The sequence below is a fragment of the Luteibacter sp. RCC_6_2 genome, from assembly GCF_041360655.1.
Lineage (GTDB): Bacteria > Pseudomonadota > Gammaproteobacteria > Xanthomonadales > Rhodanobacteraceae > Luteibacter.
Genome location: NZ_JBFUPQ010000016.1, coordinates 76,335 through 95,452, shown reverse-complemented (window position 1 = coordinate 95,452; position 19,118 = coordinate 76,335). Strand labels below are relative to the sequence as shown.

Genomic DNA, 19,118 nt, shown 5'->3' with positions numbered 1-19,118 from the left:
GCCCCCTGACGGGCCTTTTCGCCCGGCGCTCCTCGGTTCCACAAGTCGCCACGAGGGTGGCGGCCGACGGCTCTTCCGGGCACGGAGGGGTCGTGAGGCAAGAGCAACACCCGTCGCCCGGGATGGACATCGCACGTGCAAGCCGCCTCCCATGAGTCTCCCTCACCCGGGTGGGAAGCGGGCTGGCCCGCGATTCGCCACCCTATGTCGAGCGAATGAGGCTGTGCACTGCCACCGAGCGAGCGGTGGAAAGCCTCGCCCGACCATCGCAAGGCTTCCTTCGCCACCGGAGAGATTGAGGACTCGCGGGCCAGCCCGCTTCCCACCCGGGTGCGGCCACCGGCAACCGGCAACCGGCAAGGGGCAAGGGGCTGGTGACTAGCGGCACGTGGCACGGCGGGCGTTGCTCTTCCCACCCACCCACCGCGGTGTCGAGAGAGCTGCCGGGCGCCACCCTCGGCGCGACATGAGGAGCCGAGGAGGGGCGGACAAGGCCCGAAGGGGATCGGCCAGGACGGCCGATCGTTTCCGCTGAGCCAGGAGGGCGAATCGGAAACCCCCGCCCGACCGTCCGAGCCCGAAGGGGCGCCAGCCATCAGACACGGCCGCGCAGCGGCATCCTTTCCCAAGGGACGGCACCGCCTGTCGCGCCGAGGGTGGCGCCCGGCAGCTCCCCCGCCACGCGCACAGCGAATGCGAGGGCAATGCCGAGCCCGAGCCCGCCCGAGATGAAGCGGAATGCCGCTACCGCTGTCCCGAGCGACACACATCCGCCTGGGCCGGATAGCGCTCCACGCACCATGCCACCCATTTACGCGTGCTCTGCTTGCGCTGGCTGGGAAGCAGGTGACCGTTCTGGGGGCCCATGGTGAAACCGGTGAGTTCCGTCAGTACGGCCTCGAGGCCGTCATGTACGTACCACGGTTTGTACTGGCGTTCCGCGCGTCCGCCCGAGCGGTGTATCCAGATCGACTGTTCCGGCAGGCGGCGATCGTCGCCGAGGTGCGCGACGATGTAGGGGACGCCGGCCCTGCCGAGTCGCAACAACTGGTTGAACGCGCGGTCCTCGCTCGCCGCGTCTTTCGTCGTGTCGTCGACCAGGCGAGCGACACGGGGCGCGAGGTCTTCCGTCGGTCCCGGCCCGGCATCTTCGGCCGAGGCGATGGATGTCGCGACGAGAAGAGCGAGGGTAAGGACGGAAGGCTTCATGGCATCAGGCGTCGCCGCGGAAGAAGGGATAGGGCGCCAGGAAGATCAGCCAGATCATCAGCACGATGCCGATGTACTTCACGACGCGGAACAGTTTCGGATTGGCCTTCTTGAACTTGCGCGTGCGCTCGCGGCCGCGCTTGTTCAGCGCGAACATGCGGTTGACGAAGCCCACCTGTTCATTGCCGTCGTCGCTGTTGGGCGAGGCCGTGATCGAACCCATGAAGGCGCCGACGCGCTTGTTGATCGCGGTCATCAGGCTGCTCTTCAGCGGGCGCTCCACGTCGGCGAAGAGGATGACGCGGGTCTGGTCGGTGCGGTTCTCCGCCCAGTGCACATAGGTCTCGTCGAAGACCACGTCCTTGCCATCGCGCCATGCGTGCATTTCGCCATCGACGAAGATGCGGCACTCGTCCGAGTTCGGCGTGATGAGGCCGAGGTGGTAGCGCAGCGAACCGGCGAAGGGATCGCGGTGTGGATTGAGCTTGCTGCCCGGGGGAAGCAGGGCGAACATCGCCGCCTTCACGCTCGGGATGGAATTCAGCAATTTCACGGTTTCCGGGCACAGCGCCTCGGCCGAGGCCAGCGGTTCGCCGTACCACTTCAGGTAAAAACGCTTCCAGCCCTGCTTGAAGAAGGAATTGAAGGAGGCGTCGTTGTGCTTTTCGGCCGAGCGGATGAAGCCCTCGTCGAACAGGTGCATGGCTTCCTGGCGGATCGTCTGCCAGTTGGACTGCAGCAGGTCGAGCTGGGGGAAGCCACGGCGGTCGAGGATCGGCCGTGCTGGCACCGCGGAGAAGGCGTACATCAACAGGTTGTAAGGCGCGAAGATCGCCGAATGATCCACCAGCTGGCGGTCGAAGCGCAGGCGCGAGCGGCCGCGCAGGTGCACCAGCAGCACGCAGAGCGTGAACAGGATCAGCACGTACAGGACGATGAAGCGGGGCCCGAGGAAATTCATGGGTTGGACTCGAGGGGGACGGGCGATACATACGGCCCCAAAGGGCCCGTATCAACGCCGGCTAGGATACTCCGGCCTCAGTGTCCGAGCACGTGGGCCGCGCCGCCGCCCGGTCGCCAGGCGCGCTGGAAGGCCTTGTCCAGCCAGGTGACGGCGATGCGGACGGCCGCGTGCGGCGATTTGCCCTTGGCAAGCTCGGCGGCCACCGCGGAGGCCAGGGTGCAGCCGCTGCCATGGCCTTCGAAAGGCAGGCGCGGATGGCGGATCTCGATCACGCCGCCGGCATCGTAGTAACGATCGACGATCTCGCGCCCCTTCGCGTGGCCGCCCTTGAGCAAGACGCCTCGTGCGCCCAGGGCGAGCAGGTCGGCGCCCGCCGCGTCGATGTCGCGCCTGAGCGGACGTCCGAGCAGGGCTTCGGCTTCGGGCAGGTTGGGCGTGAGGACGTCGGCTAGCGGGATCAGCCGGCCGATCAGCGCGTCGAGCGCATCTTCATCGAGCAGCCGGGCACCGCTGGTGGCCAGCATGACCGGGTCGACGACGAGCCATGCCGGTTTGCGCCGGCGCATTTCCGTCGCCACGAGATGGGTCATCGCGGCGCTGCCGAGCATTCCGGTCTTGACGGCCGCGATGGGGAAGTCATCGAAAACCGCTTCGATCTGGCTGCGGACATGGGCGAGGGGAAGTGTATGGACGGCGCTCACCCCCCGCGTGTTCTGCGAGGTGACGGCGGTGATGGCGGTGAGGCCATGGGTGCCGCGTGCGTGGAACGTCTTCAGGTCGGCCTGGATGCCGGCACCGCCGCCGGAATCCGAGCCGGCGATGGTGAGTGTGTTGGGTCTGGAGGGTTTCATGGGTGGAGGAGAGGGCGCGGGCGGGATGCCCGCGCCCTGGAGGTTCCCTACAACGCCTCGGACGCGAAGTCGGCCAGTCTCGAGCGTTCGCCACGCTTCAGCGTGATGTGCCCCGAATGCGCCCACATCTTGAAACGATCCACGGCGTAGGTGAGGCCGGACGTCGTCTCGGTGAGGTAAGGCGTATCGATCTGCTCCACGTTGCCCAGGCAGACGATCTTGGTGCCCGGGCCGGCGCGGGTGATCAGGGTCTTCATCTGCTTCGGCGTGAGGTTCTGCGCCTCGTCGATGATGAGATAACGGCTGAGGAAGGTGCGGCCGCGCATGAAGTTGAGCGAGCGTATCTTCACGCGGGAGGCAAGCAGGTCGTTCGTGGCCTGGCGCCCCCACGAGCCGCCTTCCTCCGGGTTGGCGAGCACTTCCAGGTTATCCGTCAGCGCTCCCATCCACGGTGTCATCTTCTCTTCCTCCGTGCCGGGCAGGAAGCCGATGTCCTCGCCGACCGATACCGTGGCGCGCGTCATGATGATCTCGCGGTAGCGCTGCTGGTCCATCACCTGGGCGAGTCCCGCGGCAAGGGCGAGCAGCGTCTTGCCCGTGCCGGCGGTACCGAGCAGGGTGACGAAGTCGACATCGGGGTCCATCAGCAGGTTGAGCGCGAAGTTCTGTTCGCGATTGCGCGCGGCGATCCCCCAAACGCCATGCGCGGCGTGGGTATGGTCGTCGAGCAGCACGAGCCGGGCCTTGCGCGCATCCTCGTCGCCGGATAGTTCGAGCACGCGCAGCTCGACGTCGTTCTCGCCGGGCATGTACAGGCACTGGTTCGGGTACCAGAGTTCGTCGTCGCGGACACTCACTTCGTAGAAGGTGCGCCCGCGCTCGTTCCACGAGCGCAGTTCCGGATGACGCCCCCAGAAATCTTCCGGCAGTTCGTCGGAGCCGGTGAAGAGCAGGGCGAAATCGTCGAGGGCGCGATCGTTCTCGTAGTCCTCGGCGGTGATGCCGTAGATCGATGCCTTGATGCGGAGGTTGATGTCCTTGGTGACCAGGATCACCGGGCGGTCGGGATACTGGTCACGCAGGTCGATCACCGACGCGAGGATCTGGTTGTCGGCCTTGCCGTTGCCGTGGCTCGTGCGTTGCTGGAAGAACAGCCGGCCGACGGCGCCCCGCTTGAGCTTGATGCCTTGCGGATTGATCAGTTCCAGCCCGTCGCGAAGGCCCTGGCCACCGCCGCCGCGCTCGATCAGCTCGTTGAGGAAGCGGCTTACCTGGCGGCCGTTGCGCGATACTTCCGAGCCGCCTTTCTTCTTGTCGTCCAGTTCCTCCAGCACCGTCATCGGTATGAAGACATCGTGTTCCTCGAAGCGGAACAACGACGTCGGGTCGTGCAGCAGCACGTTGGTGTCGAGGGCGTAGATGCGCTTGCTTCCGGTCATGCGGAAGTGACCTCATGCAGAGGTTGCGAGAACCGGCCGCACGGCGACGGCCGGGGGGAGGTGCCGCATGACGCGGTATTCGTCACGCGGTGGGAACACTCTCGAGCACGGCTTGCGCGTGGCCGGGAACCTTGACCCCGCGCCATTCCGTGTGGATCTTGCCGTCTGGATCGATGAGGAAGGTGCTGCGTACGACACCCATGTGGCGCTTGCCGTAGAGCACCTTTTCGTGGATGACGTCGAAGGCCTGGCACCAGGCTTCGTCGGCGTCGGAAACGAGCGGGAAGGGCAATTGATGCTTGGTGGCGAAATTCGCGTGCGAGCGCACCGAATCGCGGGAGACGCCGATCACTTCGGCATTCAGGGCCTGGAACCGGGCGTAGAGATCGCGGAAATCCTTCGCTTCGTTCGTGCAACCGGGCGTGTTGTCCTTCGGATAGAAGAACACCACCACCCACCGTCCCTTGAGAGAAGAAAGGAGCAGCGTCGAACCATCGCCGAGCGTGCCTTCGAGTTTGGGGAGCTTCTTGCCCTTGGAGATCATGCGTACGCCTGCTGCTCCTTCCGGTTCAGAATTTCACGGGGTCCATGATGGCGTCGAGGTTGAGGCCATCGCACAGTTCGAGGAAATCGTCGCGCAGGGCGGCGATGTGCGTTTCCGAGGGAATGCCGATCGTGATCTGCGCCTGGAACATCTCGGCGCCGGTCTGCATCGCCTGGTAACGCATGGACGAGAGTTGTTCCACGCTGATGTCGCGCCGTGAGAAGAACTCGATGATCTTCACGAGGATGCCCGGCCGGTCGGCGGCGATCACCTCGACCAGGTAGGGCAGCAGGTGGGCGGTGGGTTCGCGCGGCGTGGTGCGGTAGTGGACGATCGGCAGTTCCTCGTCGCGGGCCAGCTTGCCCAGCGAGGTCTCCAGCTTGGCCACGGCGTCCCAGGCGCCGCTGGCCAACAGCATGACGGAGGTATCGTTGCCGATCGTCGACACGCGGGCGTCGGCGAGATTGCAGCCGGAATCGGCGATGCGCTTGGCCAGGGCCAGGATCGGCGCGCGATGCGCCGGCGACAGCGTCGAAATGAGGAGCTGGTTGTCCGTGGTGGCGCTGCGTACTGCGGAACGATTCAAGGCGGAAACTACCTATGGCGCGTCCCGCGGGGCGCGGAACCAACGCTTTGGGGCCAGCTTACTTGTCCCTGTCGCACGCTAGCAAGACACGGAGCGTCCACGGGCCGGAAAGCCGCCGAATGGACTCGCCGGAAACGCCCCGGTAACATGCGAAGGGCTGATTACACAACGGGTTTCACCTTGGACATCTCCGGAAGCATCACCGCGTTGGCGACGCCCTTCGCCGCGGACGGCTCCCTCGACCTGGACGCGTTCGGCCGGCTGCTCGACCAGCAGCTCGCCGGCGGCACCCAGGCGGTGGTCGTGGCCGGTTCCACGGGCGAATCGCATTTCCTCGAACACGACGAATACGAGCGCCTGCTCGCGTTCGCGGTGAAGCACGTGGATAAACGCGTTCCGGTCATCGCCGGTACCGGCGAAGCGGGCACGGCGAAGACCATCGCCACCACGCGGCGCGCCAAGGCGCTGGGCGCCGATGCCGCCCTGGTGGTGGCGCCCTTCTACGTGCGGCCCACGCAGGAAGGCCTGCGCAGGCATTTCCTCGCGGTGGCCGAGCAGGGCGGCCTGCCCGTGATCCTCTATAACGTGCCCCCGCGCACGGGCTGCGATATCGCCCCGGAGACCGTGGCGGTGTTGCGCGATCATCCCGGCATCGTCGGCATCAAGGAGGCGCGCGGCGATGCCGGGCGTATCCAGGCCCTCGCGGAACTTATCCGTGCCGATTTCGTCTACCTCAGCGGTGACGACGGTTCGGCCCACGAGGCCATGCTGGCGGGCGCCGCGGGAACGATCTCCGTCGTGGCCAATCTCGTGCCGGAAGCCTTCCGCGCGCTGTGCGATGCCGCCCGTTCGGGCGATGCCGTGCGGACCGCGAGGGAAACCGCGCGGTTGGCGCCGTTGATCGATGCCTTGAACTGCGCGCCGAATCCGATCCCGGTGAAGGCCGGCCTGGCGGCCCTGGGGCTCGGTTCTGCCGCCCCGCGGCTGCCGCTGGTCGAACTGGAATCCGGTCCGGCATTGGCGAAGCTGCGCGAAACGCTCGCCGCTCTGGCACCATTGGCGTCTGCCGCCTGAAGCAACCTTCTCAACGGAACCCTAAGTTCATGAAGAAAACCTCGTACGCGCTGGTCGTCCCGGCACTGCTCCTGTCCGTCCTGGTCGTCTCCGGTTGCGGTGCGTTCCGCTCCACGAAGGATTGGGAAAGGGCCCAGCAGGAAGCCCCGCTGGAAATCCCGCCGGGCCTCGATACGCCGTCCACCAGCGCCGCCCTGGTCATTCCGGACGTCGGCTCGGGTGCTCCCGGTGCCTCTACGGACCAGGGTGCCGCACCGGTGTCGGATGGCTTCATCCTCACCGACGATCCGGATGCCGCCTATCGCCGTATCGGCGAACTGATCAGCGTGGGCGACCTCGGTACCGTGCTTTCGCACGACGACACGGCGCGCTCGTACCAGATCGCCGCGAGCCGCGGCAAGCCGGAAAACCGCCCGGGCCTGTTCCGCCGCATGTTCGGCGGCGGCAAGAACGCCGACCAGGATGCCAAGGACGCGCCGGCCTCGGCCAAGGGTGCCACCCGCACGGTCGTGCTGGCGGTCACCCCGAGCGGTACCGGTAGCGAAGTCCGCGCGCAGGGCGACGCCGATGGCGTCCGCCGCGTCATCGACGCGCTGAAGTCGCGGATGGGCAGCAAGTAAGCCTCCGGGTCCTCCCGCAAGAACGCCGCCTCCGGGCGGCGTTTTTTTTGGTCCTTCGCAGAAAAGCACAGCCCCGCTGAGAGGACCGTTCTGGTGGGAGCCGACTTTGTCGGCGATCCCGCGGCAGCGGGCCAGGCTCAGGCAAGCACCCATCGCCGACGAGGTCGGCTCCCACCAGGGCCTCCCACCAGGCCCTCCCGAGGCGGCGAGGGCGCCGATTGCCGGATCGGCGCCTCGTGTTCCTACGACCGATGCCATATGGTCCCGGCCGCCTATCGGCGACAGACTGGCTTCGACGGAACATACATCGCCGGACGTGCGCAACGTCCGCACGATCTGGCATGGCATGCCGAAACCAAGGAGGGAGTCATGGAAGACACGAATGGACAGCTATCGTCCCGGTTGAGCGAGATCGAGAGGGTGGTGGAGCAGTTGGTCGAACGAGCCAATGCGACCACCCAGGCGGATGTGACGGGTGGGATGGCCACCCGATCCACGGAATCCATCGGTACGAACTGGATTCCCATCCCGTGGATTCCGGTAACCCCTGCACCGGTGCCGCCGCCCCCTCCGCCCCCGCCGCCCCCGCCGCCCCCGCCTCCTACTTCCGCACCGACGCCGCCTCCAGGACCGTTGCCTACGCCTCGGCCGCCGGTGTCCTCCGGGTATTGCACCAAGTGCGGTAGTGAGGTTCAGCCAGGATGGGTCTACTGCGGATTTTGTGGCACCAAGTTGTAGAAACGGACCGGATTGGCGCTCCCCTCGGGGGCGCCTTCCTTGAAAGGAGTTCGACGCATGGACGTGATGATCCCGCGCGCATGGCGCGCGCTTTGCTGCTTGCTGCTCGCCCTCCTGACCGCGTGTGCCTCGGCACCGTCACGCCTTCCCTCGCCACAACCACCATCGGCGGCGACCGTCTTGTCGCGAGGCGCCGTCGCGCCGCAGAACACGAACGACGAGGAAGGACGGAACATGGCCCTGCTGTTCCAAGGCCTCTACGCCCTGACCCCAGCCGATTGCGGCGCAGGCCGTCCTGCATTCCACTGTTCGGGCGTACTCCTGCGTGGCGGCCAGTATTCCGCGGCTTTCGGCGTGTGGAACCCCAACCCGAACAGTCCGAAGGTGGGAGGCGTGTCGTTCTCCTGGCTGCGCCAGGACGCCAGGTTCGCCAAGCTGGCGTTCGGCTACGACGCCGGCTTCCTGTTCGTGCCGAAGGACTATCAGGGAACCTTCCCCTATTACCCGATCGAAGTGCTTTGCGCGTATCCGATCGATTCGGATTCCGATGCGCGAGGCAGCTTCGGTTGCGGTGCCAACGCCCGCCATCCGGCGACGAGCGGACCGTGCCAGGCCCAGGGCATCACCACGACCACCGCCTGGCTCAGCCATTACCGGCTCGTCACCGACTACCCGAATTCGCATCAATGCGGATTCACGACGAAGACGGGCACCGCCGATGCTTCGACGGCGTTCGCCTTGCTCCCCTCGGCGATGAGTGGATTGGGAGCGCTTTCGTTCCAGACGCAGAACGAACTGATCGTCGCCGAATGGCCGCAGAACATCGTCGGGACCCTTCCACTGGCCGCCTTTTTCTACGCCGGTGGCGGTACGGGACTACCGTCCGCGCAAGGCATGCAGAGGGATTTCATCCGTGCGGGCGGGCCTTGGCGGCCGATCCTTCGCATGACCTTGCCCGCCACTGCCAGCGCACATGCCGCGTTCGAGTACGTGTCCGGGGAACAGGCGGTGCCTTGAAGAACCTGGCCCGCCGCACCGTACCGAGCCGTCGCGCGAACCACCACGGAAGGAGAAGATCATGAAGCGGTACGGACATGGGACGTTGCTTGGCGTGATGCTGGTACTGCTGGGGGGCTGTGCCGGCGTGCCGACGCAGGACGCGCTGACGTCGACGGGCATGCGGCAGGCACATGTGTCGAACGCGGTACAAGGAGCGCACGACGGCGAGGGGGCGACCGTGGCGGCGCATCTGCAGGAGCGCTACGACGATGCCGTGGTGGACTGTCGGAAATATGCCGACGATCCGAATCCGCTGCCTGCGGTGTTGTGTTCGGGAATCCTGCTGCGCACGGTCAATCGCGGGGCGGGGTACGACATCTGGAATCCCAACATGAGCAACGCGCAGCCCCGAGGCGTGTCGTTTTCCTGGCTGCGCAAGGACAACGCTCTGGGAGCGTTGGCCAGGGGCTACTACACGGGATTCATCATCCTGCCGCACTTCTACGCGGACAGTCCTGGCGACGGCTATACCCAGCTGACGGTGCTTTGCGCGTTTCCCGTCGACGGAGCCACGGATACCAGGAACTCGGCGGAGAAGGACGGTTGTGGTCCGTCGACGGTTGCCGGCACGGGTGCTTGCCAGGCACTGGGGATCACCACCAGCGCCCAATGGATGGCCCGGTTCGGCAATGGTGCGCTCTACCAGGAGCAGTGCGTGTTCATGATGAAGCCGGGTACAGCGGGCGCCTACCAGGCCTTCGCCCAACTCGCTCTCATCCGAAACGCGCTCGGTAGCAAGGCATTCGACATACAGAACGAGATCAAGGTCGGGACCTGGGCCCAGAACGACAGCCATATTCCGCTGGAGGCCTTTTTCTTCATCGCGGGGAATACGGCCGCGTTGAACGAGGCGAAGGCGAACCAGCAAGACTTCAACACCCGGTTCAGCCGGTGGGCGCCCGTCATACGCGTGACGCTTCCCACGGCGATGAACGGGCCGGCATCGTTCGCCTATACCGCTTCCGAACAGGCGATTCCCTGACTACAGGTCTCTTGGGTTTCCCCACGACGGGGCGTCGGCGCTTGAGCTAGGACAGCTTGCCGGGCTTGGTTTCCAATCAGGGAGAGATGAATCATGGACGAAAAGAACAGTCTCATCGTGCGCGTACTGCTTGGGTCCGCACTGGCTCTTCTGCTGGCCGCGTGCGCCGCTGCCCCGCCCAGGGATCGAACAGTCGTCAATGCCGTCGCGGGCTGGCAACAGGTGTCCGGAGCGCACGACGACGAGGGTTCCACGGTAGCCCGCCATTTGCAGGAGCGCTACGACGACCCGGTTGCCGATTGCCGGATGGATGCCGACGATCCCAATCCTCTGCCGGCAGTCCTTTGTTCGGGCGTCCTGCTGCGGGCCACGAAGCGTGGAGCGGGCTTCTCCGCCTGGAATCCGAATCCGAGTAATCCACAACCCAACGGCGTGTCGTTTTCGTGGCTGCGCAAGGACAGCGCCTTTTCGGCGCTGGTCTTCGGTTACGCCAACGGTTTCGTCATCCTGCCGTATTTCTTCGCGGACAGTCCGGGCGACGGTTATACGCAACTCACGGTACTTTGCGCCTTCGCTTTCGATGCGGGAACCGACTCGCGCCGCTCACCCGAGAACGATGGCTGTGGTGCGGTCCCGAACATTGCCAACACGGGCCCTTGCCAGGCTCAGGGCGTGACGACGAGTCAGGCCTGGCTCGCCAGATTCAGCGTAGTGGCCAGTCGTTACTTCAACCAGTGTGGTTTCACCATGAAGCCGCGCACACCGGACGCCTACCTGCACTTCGCGCAGTTGGCCCGTATCCGCAATGCCTTGGCCAGCGAAGCCATAGGCACGCAGAACGAAATCAAGGTCGGGACATGGGCGCAGAACGACCTGCACATACCGTTGGAGGCGTTTTTTTATGTCAAGGGAAACAGCGATGGATTAGCCGAGGCGAAGCTGAACCAGGCCGACTTCATCTTGGCCACCGGTCGCTGGGTGCCCGTGATCGGCCTGATCCTTCCGGCAGGCCTGAACGCGTCCGCATCGTTCACGTATTCGGCGGCGGACCAGGCCGTACCCTAGAAAGTCGAAGGGCCCGCTGGGGCCCTTTCGTCGTGTGGTTATTCAGCGCTTGAGCTCGGCCAGCTTGCCGGGCTTGTTTTCCCATTCCTTCGCATCGGGAAGGCCCTCCTTGCGCTCGGTGATCACCGGCCACTCCCTGGACAACTCGGCGTTGAGCGCGACGAAGGCCTCCTGGCCCGCGGGGACATCGTCCTCGGGGTAGATGGCGTTGATCGGGCATTCCGGCTCGCAAAGGGTGCAGTCGATGCACTCGTCCGGATTGATCACGAGGAAGTTCGGGCCTTCGTGGAAGGCGTCGACGGGACACACTTCGACGCAGTCCGTGTACTTGCACTTGATGCAGTTGTCGGTGACGACAAAGGTCATGCGAACGGTTCGGCGCCGGAAGGAAAGTGGCGCTCCCTACGAGGTTCGAACTCGTGTTCCCGCCTTGAGAGGGCGGTGTCCTGGACCACTAGACGAAGGGAGCGGGTCGTACCGGGGGTACGAAGCGCGCTAGTATATCCAAATTCCGGCGTCCGGCAACGACTTTATGGCCGCTCGTCGAACTGGGTCGAATTCGTTACATTGGGCCCATCCATCCCGACACCGCCCGCCGGTGGGGGCAGCTACTTGAACGGGCGCCGGAGCGCTCGCCAGGACCTCGATCGCTTGAATTCTGAAACCAGGAGTGACGTTTCGCCGGTACTGCGCATCATTCCGCGCGACCAGCACTCCATTTCCCGCAAGAACATCAGCAAGGCCGCGCTGCGCGTGCTGTATCGCCTGCACGACGCAGGTTTTGCCGCGTACCTCGTCGGCGGCGCCGTCCGCGACCTGCTGCTGGGCGGGCACCCGAAGGACTTCGACGTGGCCACCAACGCCACGCCGGAAGAGGTGAAGGGGCTGTTCCGCAACTGCCGCCTGATCGGCCGGCGATTCCGCCTGGCCCACGTGGTGTTCGGGCCGGAGATCATCGAGGTCGCGACCTTCCGCGGCACGGGCGAAGAGGGCGGCGAAGGCGACCGTCACATCGTCGACGGCCGGATCGTCCGCGACAACATCTGGGGATCGATCGAGGAAGACGCGGTCCGCCGCGATTTCCGGGTCAACGCCCTCTACTACGACATCGCCGATTTCAGCGTGCGCGACTACGTCGGCGGCATGCGCGACCTCGAAGACCGCTCGATGCGCCTCATCGGCGATCCGGAGCAACGCTACCGCGAGGACCCGGTGCGCATGCTGCGTGCGGCGCGGCTGGCCGCCAAGCTCGATTTCAACATCGATCCCGCGGCGTCGGCACCGTTCGCGACCCTGGGCAACCTGTTGGGCGAAGCCGCCCCCGCGCGGCTGTTCGACGAGTCGCTGAAGCTGTTCCTCGCCGGCCACGGCTTGAAGAGCTTCAAGATGCTCGAGGCCTGCGGCTTGCTGAAGTTCCTGTTCCCGGCCACCGCGCGTGCCCTGGAACGCGGCGACCACGCGCTTCGTGCGCTCGTGGAGCAAGGCCTCGCCAACACCGATGCGCGCATCGCCGAGGGCAAGTCGGTGACCCCCGCCTTCCTGTACGCGGTGCTGCTGTGGGGCGAAGTGCGCGACCAGGCTAATGGCTGGATCGCCCAGGGCTACGACGCCAACGAGGCATGGCAGCGCGCCGCCGTGCACGTCGTCGGCGAACAGTGCCAGCGCGTGGCGATCCCGCGCCGCTTCACCTTCACGATGGAAGAGATCTGGGCGTTGCAGCCGCGCTTCGAGCAGATCCACCGCAAGCGCGTGTTCCGCCTGATGTCGCATCCACGGTTCCGCGCCGCCTTCGATTTCCTGCTGCTGCGCGCGCACGAGTCGACGGGCATGCGTGAACTCGGCGAGTGGTGGGCCCACGCCCAGCAGTTGCCGCCGGAAATGCTCGCGGCGGCCCTGGGTGGCGGTGGCGTACCGTCCCACGAGGCGACGGTGGCCTCCACGGCACCCGCCCGCAAGCGTCGCCGCAGGCGCAAGCCGGTGGGGCGCGGTAAAGGCGACTCAGGCGGGGCGTGAGCGTTCGCGCCTCGATCGGCCTGGGCGGTAACCTGGGCGATGTCCGTCCGCGGCTCGAAGCGGCCATCGCGCGGCTCGCCGGCGAGCCCGGGCTCGCACTTGCCGGCCGCTCCCGGTTCTACCGGACGCCGCCGTGGGGACCGGTTCCCCAGCCCGACTTCGTCAACGCGGCCATCGCGGTGGATACCACGTTGTCGCCGCACGCCTTGCTGGATGTCCTGCTGGAGACCGAGCGTGCGTTCGGCCGCGTGCGCGACGGTGAGCGCTGGGGACCACGTACGCTGGATCTCGACCTGCTGCTCCATGGGGACTTGGTGCTCGACGACGACCGGCTGAGCCTCCCGCATCCCCGGATCGCCGAGCGCGCTTTCGTCCTGCTGCCGCTGGCCGACCTCGATCCCGCACGGGTCGTGCCCGGGCGTGGTCGCGTGGCGGACCTGCTTCGAGCCGTCGACACGAAGGATTGCGTAGCCCTTCCCTAGGTCCTGGCGCGCAGAGTACGATCGACGGCGCCAGGACAGGCATCCCGTGGAGCGTTTATGGACGAACGTGACGGCAAGACGATCTTCGTGCAGATCCCTGCGTACAGGGACCCCGAATTGATCCCCACCCTCATCGACATGATCGACCGGGCTCGTCGCCCCGGTCGGCTGCACGTGACCGTGTGTTGGCAGCACGATGAGAAGGACAGCAGCGATGTGTTCACGGAAGCGGGCTTCGCCGTCCAGACCGGCGTCTTCGAAGGCCGCCTGCGGCACCGGTTGAGCCGTGGTGGAACGGTGGTCGACGTACTCGACTATTCGATGAGCGAATCGCGTGGTTGCGGCTGGGCGAGGGCGATGGCGCAGCGGGGTTTCGACGGCGAGGACTACACCTTGCAACTGGATTCCCACCATCGTTTCGCCCGCGACTGGGACAGTGAACTCATCGACCTGCTGGAGAGCGTCCGTTCCACGCGGCGCCCGCATCCCGTGCTGGTGGCCCATCCGCCAGCCTACGTACCGGGCGAGCCCGTCGTTGAACCGTGCAACGAGGGCTACAAGATCGACTTCGTGGGCTTCGGCGGACTCGGCGTGATACGCACGATGTCGACCCGCATCGATTCCCCGGCCGGGAGAATGGGACCCGTTCCGGCACGCTTTTTCAGCGGTGGCTTCGCTTTCACCGATGGCAGCTTCGTGCGCGATGTCCCTGCCGACCCCGACCATTACTTCAATACCGAGGAGATCACGCTGGCGGTGCGGGCGTATACGCACGGCTACGATTTGTTCCATCCGCATCGGCACGTGGTGTGGCATTACTACGGAAGGGCGGACGCGCCCAAGGTTTGGGACGACCAGCGCATGGCGTTGAAGCGGGGCGAGACCGCGCTGGATGGGGCCGCCCTGGGCAAGCGCTCGATGAAGGCGGCCGAAGCCGCGTTCGGCATGCACGGGAGGCTGGCCGTGCCGCCCCCGGCCTGGTTGGGTGGGCGGCGCAGCCTCGCGGACTATGAACGCTATGCGGGTATTTCCTTCGCCTTGGGCAAGGCCACCCCGGAGGCCCTGGCGGGGGTGGAGCCCTCGGAGACGGACCTGCACCTCGACGAGGCGGCATGGCGGGCGCGTCTGCACCCCGCGCCCATGGTTCCTTGAGATACCGCTCACGTAGGCGGACAATTCCGCTTTCACCCAACAAGGCGACAAGAGCGTGTACGTGGAAAAAACGAGCGCACCGGCACGCAAGCCGGTGACCGTGCCGGGTCTCAAGGCGATGAAAGCCGAAGGCCGGAAGATCGTGATGCTCACCGCCTACGACGCGAGTTTCGCCGCGCAACTGGAGTCCGCCGGGGTCGACGTGGCCCTGGTTGGCGATTCGCTGGGCATGGTGGTGCAGGGGCGGTCGAGTACCTTGCCCGTCACGGTCGATGAAATGGTCTATCACACCGCCGCGGTCGCGCGCGGGCTGTCGTCGACCCTCCTGGTCGCCGACCTGCCGTTCATGAGCGATCGCGACATTCCCTCGGCGATGGAAGCCGCGACGCGGCTGGTCGCGCAGGGCGGCGCGGCCATGGTGAAGATCGAGGGCGCCGGGCGCATCTGCGAGGTGATCGCCGTGCTGGCCGAACGTGACATCCCGGTGTGCGCGCATCTCGGACTCACCCCGCAATCGGTGAACAAGTTCGGTGGCTACAAGGTCCAGGGCAAGACCCAGGACGCCGCCGACAAGCTGCTGGCCGATGCCAGGGCCGTGGAGGCCGCGGGTGCCGACCTGCTCGTGCTCGAATGCGTGCCGGCCGCGCTGGCGGCGCGGATCACGGCCGAGCTTTCGATTCCCACCATCGGGATCGGCGCGGGCGTGGAGTGCGACGGCCAGGTGCTGGTGGTGTACGACATGCTCGGCCTCACGCCGGGCAAGCGGCCCCGTTTTTCCAAGGATTTCCTCGCGGGACGCGATTCCATCCAGGGCGCCATGAGCGCCTACGTCGAGGACGTGCGCGAGAAGCGTTTCCCCGGCGTCGAGCACAGCTTCACCTGAGGGCACCACCATGCAGACCGTCACCGATGCGGCGGCCATCCGCGCCGCGATCCGCGGCTGGCGCGCCGCCGGCCAGAACGTCGGCTTCGTGCCGACCATGGGTAACCTGCACGCGGGCCATCACTCCCTGCTGAAGCTGGCTCGGGCTCGTGCCGACCGGGTCGTCGCCAGCGTGTTCGTCAACCCGACGCAGTTCGGTCCCGGCGAGGATTTCGAGCGCTATCCGCGCACGTTGGCCCAGGACCAGGCCGGGCTGGCCGAAGCCGGCTGCGATATCCTGTTCGCCCCCGAAGTGAGCACCATGTATCCCTTCGGTCCCGCCGCGAGCGTGAGCATCCACGTGCCGGTCATCACCGACACGCTGGAAGGCGCCCACCGCCCGGGCCACTTCGATGGCGTGGCGACCGTGGTCGCCAAGCTGTTCAGCCTGGTCCAGCCGGACATCGCCGTGTTCGGCCAGAAGGATTTCCAGCAGCTGAAGGTGATCGAGCGGATGGTCGCCGACCTCTCCCTCTCGGTGAAGGTGATGTCCGCGCCGACCCTGCGCGACGACGACGGGCTGGCCATGAGTTCGCGCAACCAGTACCTGTCCCCCCAGGAACGGGCGAGGGCGCCGCAGATCCATGCCACGCTCGTGCAGATGCGTGAGCTTTTCCGCCAGGGGCATGCCTGGCAGGCGCTGGAGCAGGCGGCGAAGGCGCGCCTGGAGCGGGCGGGCTTCGTGCCCGACTACGTGGCCATCCGCCGCGCCGAGGACCTGGCCGAACCCGGTCCCGACGAGCGGGAAGGCCTGGTGGCGCTGGTCGCCGCCCGGCTCGGCGCCACCCGATTGATCGACAACCTGCCTTTCGACTGAATCCTTTCACAAACGGGGACTTGCGTTTCCGCGCGCGCTCCCCCATAAAGCGCACCGACAGAGGAAGCCCTCACGACGGACGGGCAACCCTCCGTTAGAATGGGCGTTTTTGTAATCGACGAACCCCAGAGACCGCCATGCACCTCAACATGCTCAAGTGCAAGATCCACCGGGCCACGGTGACTCACGCCGAGCTGAACTACGAAGGTTCCATCGCCATCGATGGCAACCTGCTCGATGCCGCGGGCATCCGCGAGTACGAGCAGATCCACGCGTGGAACATCAGCAACGGTGAACGCTTCGTCACCTATGCGCTGCGTGCGGAAGAGGGCTCGGGCATCATCTCGGTGAACGGGAGCGCCGCACGCCGCGTCTCCACGGGCGACCTGGTGATCATCGCCGCCTTCGTCGGACTTTCCGAGGCGGAATTGGCCAAGTACCAGCCGGACCTCGTCTACGTGGATGCGAACAACATCATCACGCATACGAACCATTCGATTCCGAAGCAGGCCGCCTGAGGCCAGCGGGCAATCGCCGACAGGGTCGGCTCCCACCAGGCCACGACCGTTCCTGTGGGAGCCGGCTATGCCGGCGATGCTCCTTGCCCCTGGTGGGAGCCGACCCTGTCGGCGATGCTCTCCCACCCGTCGCTGCCCAACCACGCAACATCCATACAATCCACTTACGCTGCACTGCGGTAACATCGCTGCTTCCCCCCCCTCCGTTGCAGCCAAGTGGAAGCCATGGAATCAAAGCACGCACCGTTGCCCTCGTTCGAGGAGCACGCCTCCCGCCTCGCCAAGACCACCCTCCGCGAACTCGTCCAGGACGAAGCCCGCGGTGAGCGCCTGCGCCGTCGCATGGGCCCGATCCTCCTCGACGTGTCGCGGCAGAAGCTCGATATCGCCGCGCTCGACGCGGTAGGCGAGTACATCGAGAGCACCGGCTGGAAAGCCGCCCGCGACGCCATGTTCGCCGGCAAGCACATCAACACTTCCGAAGACCGCGCCGTCCTGCACACCGCATTGCGCGGTGGTGCGTCGCGCCATCCGGCGGCACCGGCCGAGGTCCGCAAGGAGGTCGCCGACGCACTCGACAAGATGGAGTTGCTGGTCAACGCCGTGCACAAGGGCGAGGGCGAATCGGTTGGCTTGATCGGTCGCGTCACCGATGTGGTGAACATCGGTATCGGCGGTTCGGACCTGGGTCCGCGGCTGGCCGTGCATGCGCTGGAGCAGTTCCACGTCAAGGGCATCACCAGCCACTTCCTCACCAACGTGGACGGCCAGGCCGCCTACGACCTGATGAAGAAGCTCGATCCGGCGCATACGTTGGTGATCCTGGTTTCCAAGAGCTTCAACACGCAGGAAACGCTGCTCAACGGCGGCGTGTTCCGCAACTGGATACTGAAGGCCAACGGCGGCGATGAGGCGAAGACCTCCAAGCATTTCATCGCCGTGAGTTCCAACGACGAAGCCGTGCACAAGTGGGGCGCCTCGCAGGTGCTGCCCATGTGGGATTACGTCGGCGGCCGCTTCTCGCTGTGGTCGGCCGTGGGTGCGTCGATCGCGTTCGCCATCGGCATGAAGGGTTTCCGCGAATTGCTCGCCGGTGCCGCCGAGGCCGACGATCATTTCCTCACGGCGGCGTGGAAGGACAACCTTCCGGTCCTGCTGACCATCGCCGAATTCTGGAACCGCAACATCCTCGGCCGCAGCAGCCGGGCGGTGGTTCCGTACGTCGACTCGCTGGCCGACCTGCCGTCATACCTGCAGCAGCTGGAGATGGAAAGCCTCGGCAAGCACGTGCATCCGGATGATGGCAGCGAAGTGCGCCAGTCGACCGTTCCGGTGGTCTGGGGCAGCATCGGCACGAACGCGCAGCATGCGTACTTCCAGGCCTTGCACCAGGGCACGGATACCGTGCCGCTGGAATTCATCGGCCTGGTGAAGCCGGCGCATCCGCTGCGCGAGAACCACGACGTGCTGCTGTCCAACCTGCTCGCCCAGGCGGCCGCGCTGTCGCTGGGCAAGACCTTCGAGGAAGCCCTGGCGGAAGCGAAGACCGGCACCGAGGAAGAGCGCCGCGCGCTGGCCGCGCAGCGCACGTTCAAGGGTGACCGCCCGAGCACCGTGTTCATGCTCGATTCGCTCACCCCGCACTCGCTGGGCGCGCTGATCGCGCTGTACGAGCACAAGGTGTTCCTGCTGGGTCACCTGTGGGGTATCAACGCGTTCGACCAGTGGGGCGTGGAGCTGGGCAAGGTCATCGCCAAGCAGATCTACCCGTCGCTGAGCAACGACAAGGACGCGGGCAACCTGGCCCAGTTCGACGGCGCCACACGTGCGCTGATCGCCGCGATCCGCGACCGGCGGTAAGCGAAAGAGCGCGTTGAGGGGTGGTGGGCAGAGACGCCACCCTCGTCGCTCCAGTTACACCGTCGTTCGGGAAAGGAAGCCGCTGCGCGGCCATGTCCTATGGCTGTCGCCCCGTCGAGCCCGTCGCGGGTGGGAAGCGGGCTGGCCCGCGATCCGTCACCGCCGCACACGGCGAATGCGAGGGCAAAGCCGAGCCCGACACCGACGCATCCCGGGAATGCGC

20 protein-coding genes and 1 tRNA gene are annotated in these 19,118 nt (G+C 66.1%); 13 read left to right on the top strand and 8 right to left on the bottom strand.

Annotated features, from left to right (window positions below):
- Positions 1-744: 744 nt before the first annotated feature.
- From AB6730_RS16575 to AB6730_RS16550, 6 genes are all read right to left on the bottom strand, one after another.
- Positions 745-1,209: a hypothetical protein gene (locus AB6730_RS16575; RefSeq protein ID WP_371024700.1), complete on the bottom strand. Its 465-nt coding sequence runs from the start codon at positions 1,207-1,209 to the stop codon at positions 745-747.
- Between the two features lie 4 nt (positions 1,210-1,213).
- Entirely contained in the window at positions 1,214-2,170 is a 957-nt protein-coding gene (locus AB6730_RS16570; RefSeq protein ID WP_371024699.1) for an aspartyl/asparaginyl beta-hydroxylase domain-containing protein, read from the bottom strand.
- Between the two features lie 77 nt (positions 2,171-2,247).
- Positions 2,248-3,024, bottom strand: a complete 777-nt coding sequence (gene thiD, locus AB6730_RS16565) for a bifunctional hydroxymethylpyrimidine kinase/phosphomethylpyrimidine kinase (RefSeq protein WP_371024698.1) — start codon at positions 3,022-3,024, stop codon at positions 2,248-2,250.
- Positions 3,025-3,071: 47 nt separating this feature from the next.
- The gene (locus tag AB6730_RS16560; RefSeq protein WP_371024697.1) at positions 3,072-4,463 is read right to left on the bottom strand and encodes a PhoH family protein; all 1,392 of its coding nucleotides are present in this window, start codon (positions 4,461-4,463) and stop codon (positions 3,072-3,074) included.
- An 82-nt stretch (positions 4,464-4,545) separates the two neighbouring features.
- On the bottom strand, positions 4,546-5,007 hold the full coding sequence (locus AB6730_RS16555; protein WP_371024696.1) for a peroxiredoxin: 462 nt from the start codon (positions 5,005-5,007) through the stop codon (positions 4,546-4,548).
- Positions 5,008-5,032: 25 nt separating this feature from the next.
- The gene (locus tag AB6730_RS16550) at positions 5,033-5,593 is read right to left on the bottom strand and encodes a glycine cleavage system protein R (RefSeq protein WP_306847788.1); all 561 of its coding nucleotides are present in this window, start codon (positions 5,591-5,593) and stop codon (positions 5,033-5,035) included.
- A gap of 180 nt (positions 5,594-5,773) precedes the next feature.
- On the opposite strand from AB6730_RS16550, the gene dapA reads away from it, so the two are divergent.
- The 6 genes from dapA (at position 5,774) to AB6730_RS16520 (ending at position 11,131) form a co-directional block, all read left to right on the top strand.
- A complete protein-coding gene (dapA, locus tag AB6730_RS16545) occupies positions 5,774-6,667 on the top strand; it encodes a 4-hydroxy-tetrahydrodipicolinate synthase (protein ID WP_371024708.1) in 894 nt (297 codons plus the stop codon).
- Between the two features lie 29 nt (positions 6,668-6,696).
- A complete protein-coding gene (locus tag AB6730_RS16540; RefSeq protein ID WP_371024695.1) occupies positions 6,697-7,287 on the top strand; it encodes a hypothetical protein in 591 nt (196 codons plus the stop codon).
- Positions 7,288-7,545: 258 nt separating this feature from the next.
- On the top strand, positions 7,546-8,025 hold the full coding sequence (locus tag AB6730_RS16535) for a zinc ribbon domain-containing protein (protein ID WP_371024694.1): 480 nt from the start codon (positions 7,546-7,548) through the stop codon (positions 8,023-8,025).
- 57 nt (positions 8,026-8,082) lie between these two features.
- Entirely contained in the window at positions 8,083-9,042 is a 960-nt protein-coding gene (locus AB6730_RS16530) for a hypothetical protein (protein ID WP_371024693.1), read from the top strand.
- Between the two features lie 61 nt (positions 9,043-9,103).
- Positions 9,104-10,066: a hypothetical protein gene (locus AB6730_RS16525; protein WP_371024692.1), complete on the top strand. Its 963-nt coding sequence runs from the start codon at positions 9,104-9,106 to the stop codon at positions 10,064-10,066.
- 93 nt (positions 10,067-10,159) lie between these two features.
- The gene (locus AB6730_RS16520; RefSeq protein WP_371024691.1) at positions 10,160-11,131 is read left to right on the top strand and encodes a hypothetical protein; all 972 of its coding nucleotides are present in this window, start codon (positions 10,160-10,162) and stop codon (positions 11,129-11,131) included.
- A gap of 42 nt (positions 11,132-11,173) precedes the next feature.
- On the opposite strand, the gene fdxA is transcribed toward AB6730_RS16520, so the two are convergent.
- Together fdxA and AB6730_RS16510 are read right to left on the bottom strand one after the other, a co-directional pair.
- The gene (gene fdxA, locus AB6730_RS16515) at positions 11,174-11,497 is read right to left on the bottom strand and encodes a ferredoxin FdxA (RefSeq protein ID WP_371024690.1); all 324 of its coding nucleotides are present in this window, start codon (positions 11,495-11,497) and stop codon (positions 11,174-11,176) included.
- Positions 11,498-11,524: 27 nt separating this feature from the next.
- Positions 11,525-11,600 (bottom strand) — tRNA-Glu (locus tag AB6730_RS16510).
- A 182-nt stretch (positions 11,601-11,782) separates the two neighbouring features.
- On the opposite strand from AB6730_RS16510, the gene pcnB reads away from it, so the two are divergent.
- From pcnB to pgi, 7 genes are all read left to right on the top strand, one after another.
- Positions 11,783-13,144 (top strand): polynucleotide adenylyltransferase PcnB, encoded by a 1,362-nt coding sequence (pcnB, locus tag AB6730_RS16505; RefSeq protein ID WP_371024689.1) that lies wholly within the window; start codon positions 11,783-11,785, stop codon positions 13,142-13,144.
- Positions 13,141-13,626: a 2-amino-4-hydroxy-6-hydroxymethyldihydropteridine diphosphokinase gene (folK, locus tag AB6730_RS16500; RefSeq protein WP_371024688.1), complete on the top strand. Its 486-nt coding sequence runs from the start codon at positions 13,141-13,143 to the stop codon at positions 13,624-13,626. The genes pcnB and folK overlap by 4 nt, the downstream gene beginning before the upstream one ends.
- Before the next feature lie 57 nt (positions 13,627-13,683).
- Positions 13,684-14,778: a GlcNAc-transferase family protein gene (locus AB6730_RS16495; RefSeq protein WP_371024687.1), complete on the top strand. Its 1,095-nt coding sequence runs from the start codon at positions 13,684-13,686 to the stop codon at positions 14,776-14,778.
- 55 nt (positions 14,779-14,833) lie between these two features.
- Positions 14,834-15,661, top strand: coding sequence for a 3-methyl-2-oxobutanoate hydroxymethyltransferase (gene panB / locus AB6730_RS16490; protein WP_371024686.1), 828 nt, complete (start codon positions 14,834-14,836; stop codon positions 15,659-15,661).
- A gap of 10 nt (positions 15,662-15,671) precedes the next feature.
- On the top strand, positions 15,672-16,517 hold the full coding sequence (panC, locus tag AB6730_RS16485; protein WP_371024685.1) for a pantoate--beta-alanine ligase: 846 nt from the start codon (positions 15,672-15,674) through the stop codon (positions 16,515-16,517).
- Between the two features lie 137 nt (positions 16,518-16,654).
- Complete coding sequence (gene panD, locus AB6730_RS16480; RefSeq protein ID WP_371024684.1) at positions 16,655-17,035, top strand: aspartate 1-decarboxylase; 381 nt, start codon at positions 16,655-16,657, stop codon at positions 17,033-17,035.
- A 225-nt stretch (positions 17,036-17,260) separates the two neighbouring features.
- Complete coding sequence (gene pgi, locus AB6730_RS16475) at positions 17,261-18,895, top strand: glucose-6-phosphate isomerase (RefSeq protein WP_371024683.1); 1,635 nt, start codon at positions 17,261-17,263, stop codon at positions 18,893-18,895.
- Positions 18,896-19,118 lie beyond the last annotated feature (223 nt).

What these genes read in the sequence shown, in the direction of transcription:
- AB6730_RS16575 (WP_371024700.1), bottom strand. Translation starts at nt 1,209, where the DNA reads ATGAAGCCTTCCGTCCTTACCCTCGCTCTTCTCGTCGCGACATCCATC.
- AB6730_RS16570 (WP_371024699.1), bottom strand. Translation starts at nt 2,170, where the DNA reads ATGAATTTCCTCGGGCCCCGCTTCATCGTCCTGTACGTGCTGATCCTG.
- thiD (WP_371024698.1), bottom strand. Translation starts at nt 3,024, where the DNA reads ATGAAACCCTCCAGACCCAACACACTCACCATCGCCGGCTCGGATTCC.
- AB6730_RS16560 (WP_371024697.1), bottom strand. Translation starts at nt 4,463, where the DNA reads ATGACCGGAAGCAAGCGCATCTACGCCCTCGACACCAACGTGCTGCTG.
- AB6730_RS16555 (WP_371024696.1), bottom strand. Translation starts at nt 5,007, where the DNA reads ATGATCTCCAAGGGCAAGAAGCTCCCCAAACTCGAAGGCACGCTCGGC.
- AB6730_RS16540 (WP_371024695.1), top strand. Translation starts at nt 6,697, where the DNA reads ATGAAGAAAACCTCGTACGCGCTGGTCGTCCCGGCACTGCTCCTGTCC.
- AB6730_RS16535 (WP_371024694.1), top strand. Translation starts at nt 7,546, where the DNA reads ATGGTCCCGGCCGCCTATCGGCGACAGACTGGCTTCGACGGAACATAC.
- AB6730_RS16530 (WP_371024693.1), top strand. Translation starts at nt 8,083, where the DNA reads ATGGACGTGATGATCCCGCGCGCATGGCGCGCGCTTTGCTGCTTGCTG.
- AB6730_RS16525 (WP_371024692.1), top strand. Translation starts at nt 9,104, where the DNA reads ATGAAGCGGTACGGACATGGGACGTTGCTTGGCGTGATGCTGGTACTG.
- AB6730_RS16520 (WP_371024691.1), top strand. Translation starts at nt 10,160, where the DNA reads ATGGACGAAAAGAACAGTCTCATCGTGCGCGTACTGCTTGGGTCCGCA.
- fdxA (WP_371024690.1), bottom strand. Translation starts at nt 11,497, where the DNA reads ATGACCTTTGTCGTCACCGACAACTGCATCAAGTGCAAGTACACGGAC.
- AB6730_RS16495 (WP_371024687.1), top strand. Translation starts at nt 13,684, where the DNA reads ATGGACGAACGTGACGGCAAGACGATCTTCGTGCAGATCCCTGCGTAC.
- panC (WP_371024685.1), top strand. Translation starts at nt 15,672, where the DNA reads ATGCAGACCGTCACCGATGCGGCGGCCATCCGCGCCGCGATCCGCGGC.
- panD (WP_371024684.1), top strand. Translation starts at nt 16,655, where the DNA reads ATGCACCTCAACATGCTCAAGTGCAAGATCCACCGGGCCACGGTGACT.
- pgi (WP_371024683.1), top strand. Translation starts at nt 17,261, where the DNA reads ATGGAATCAAAGCACGCACCGTTGCCCTCGTTCGAGGAGCACGCCTCC.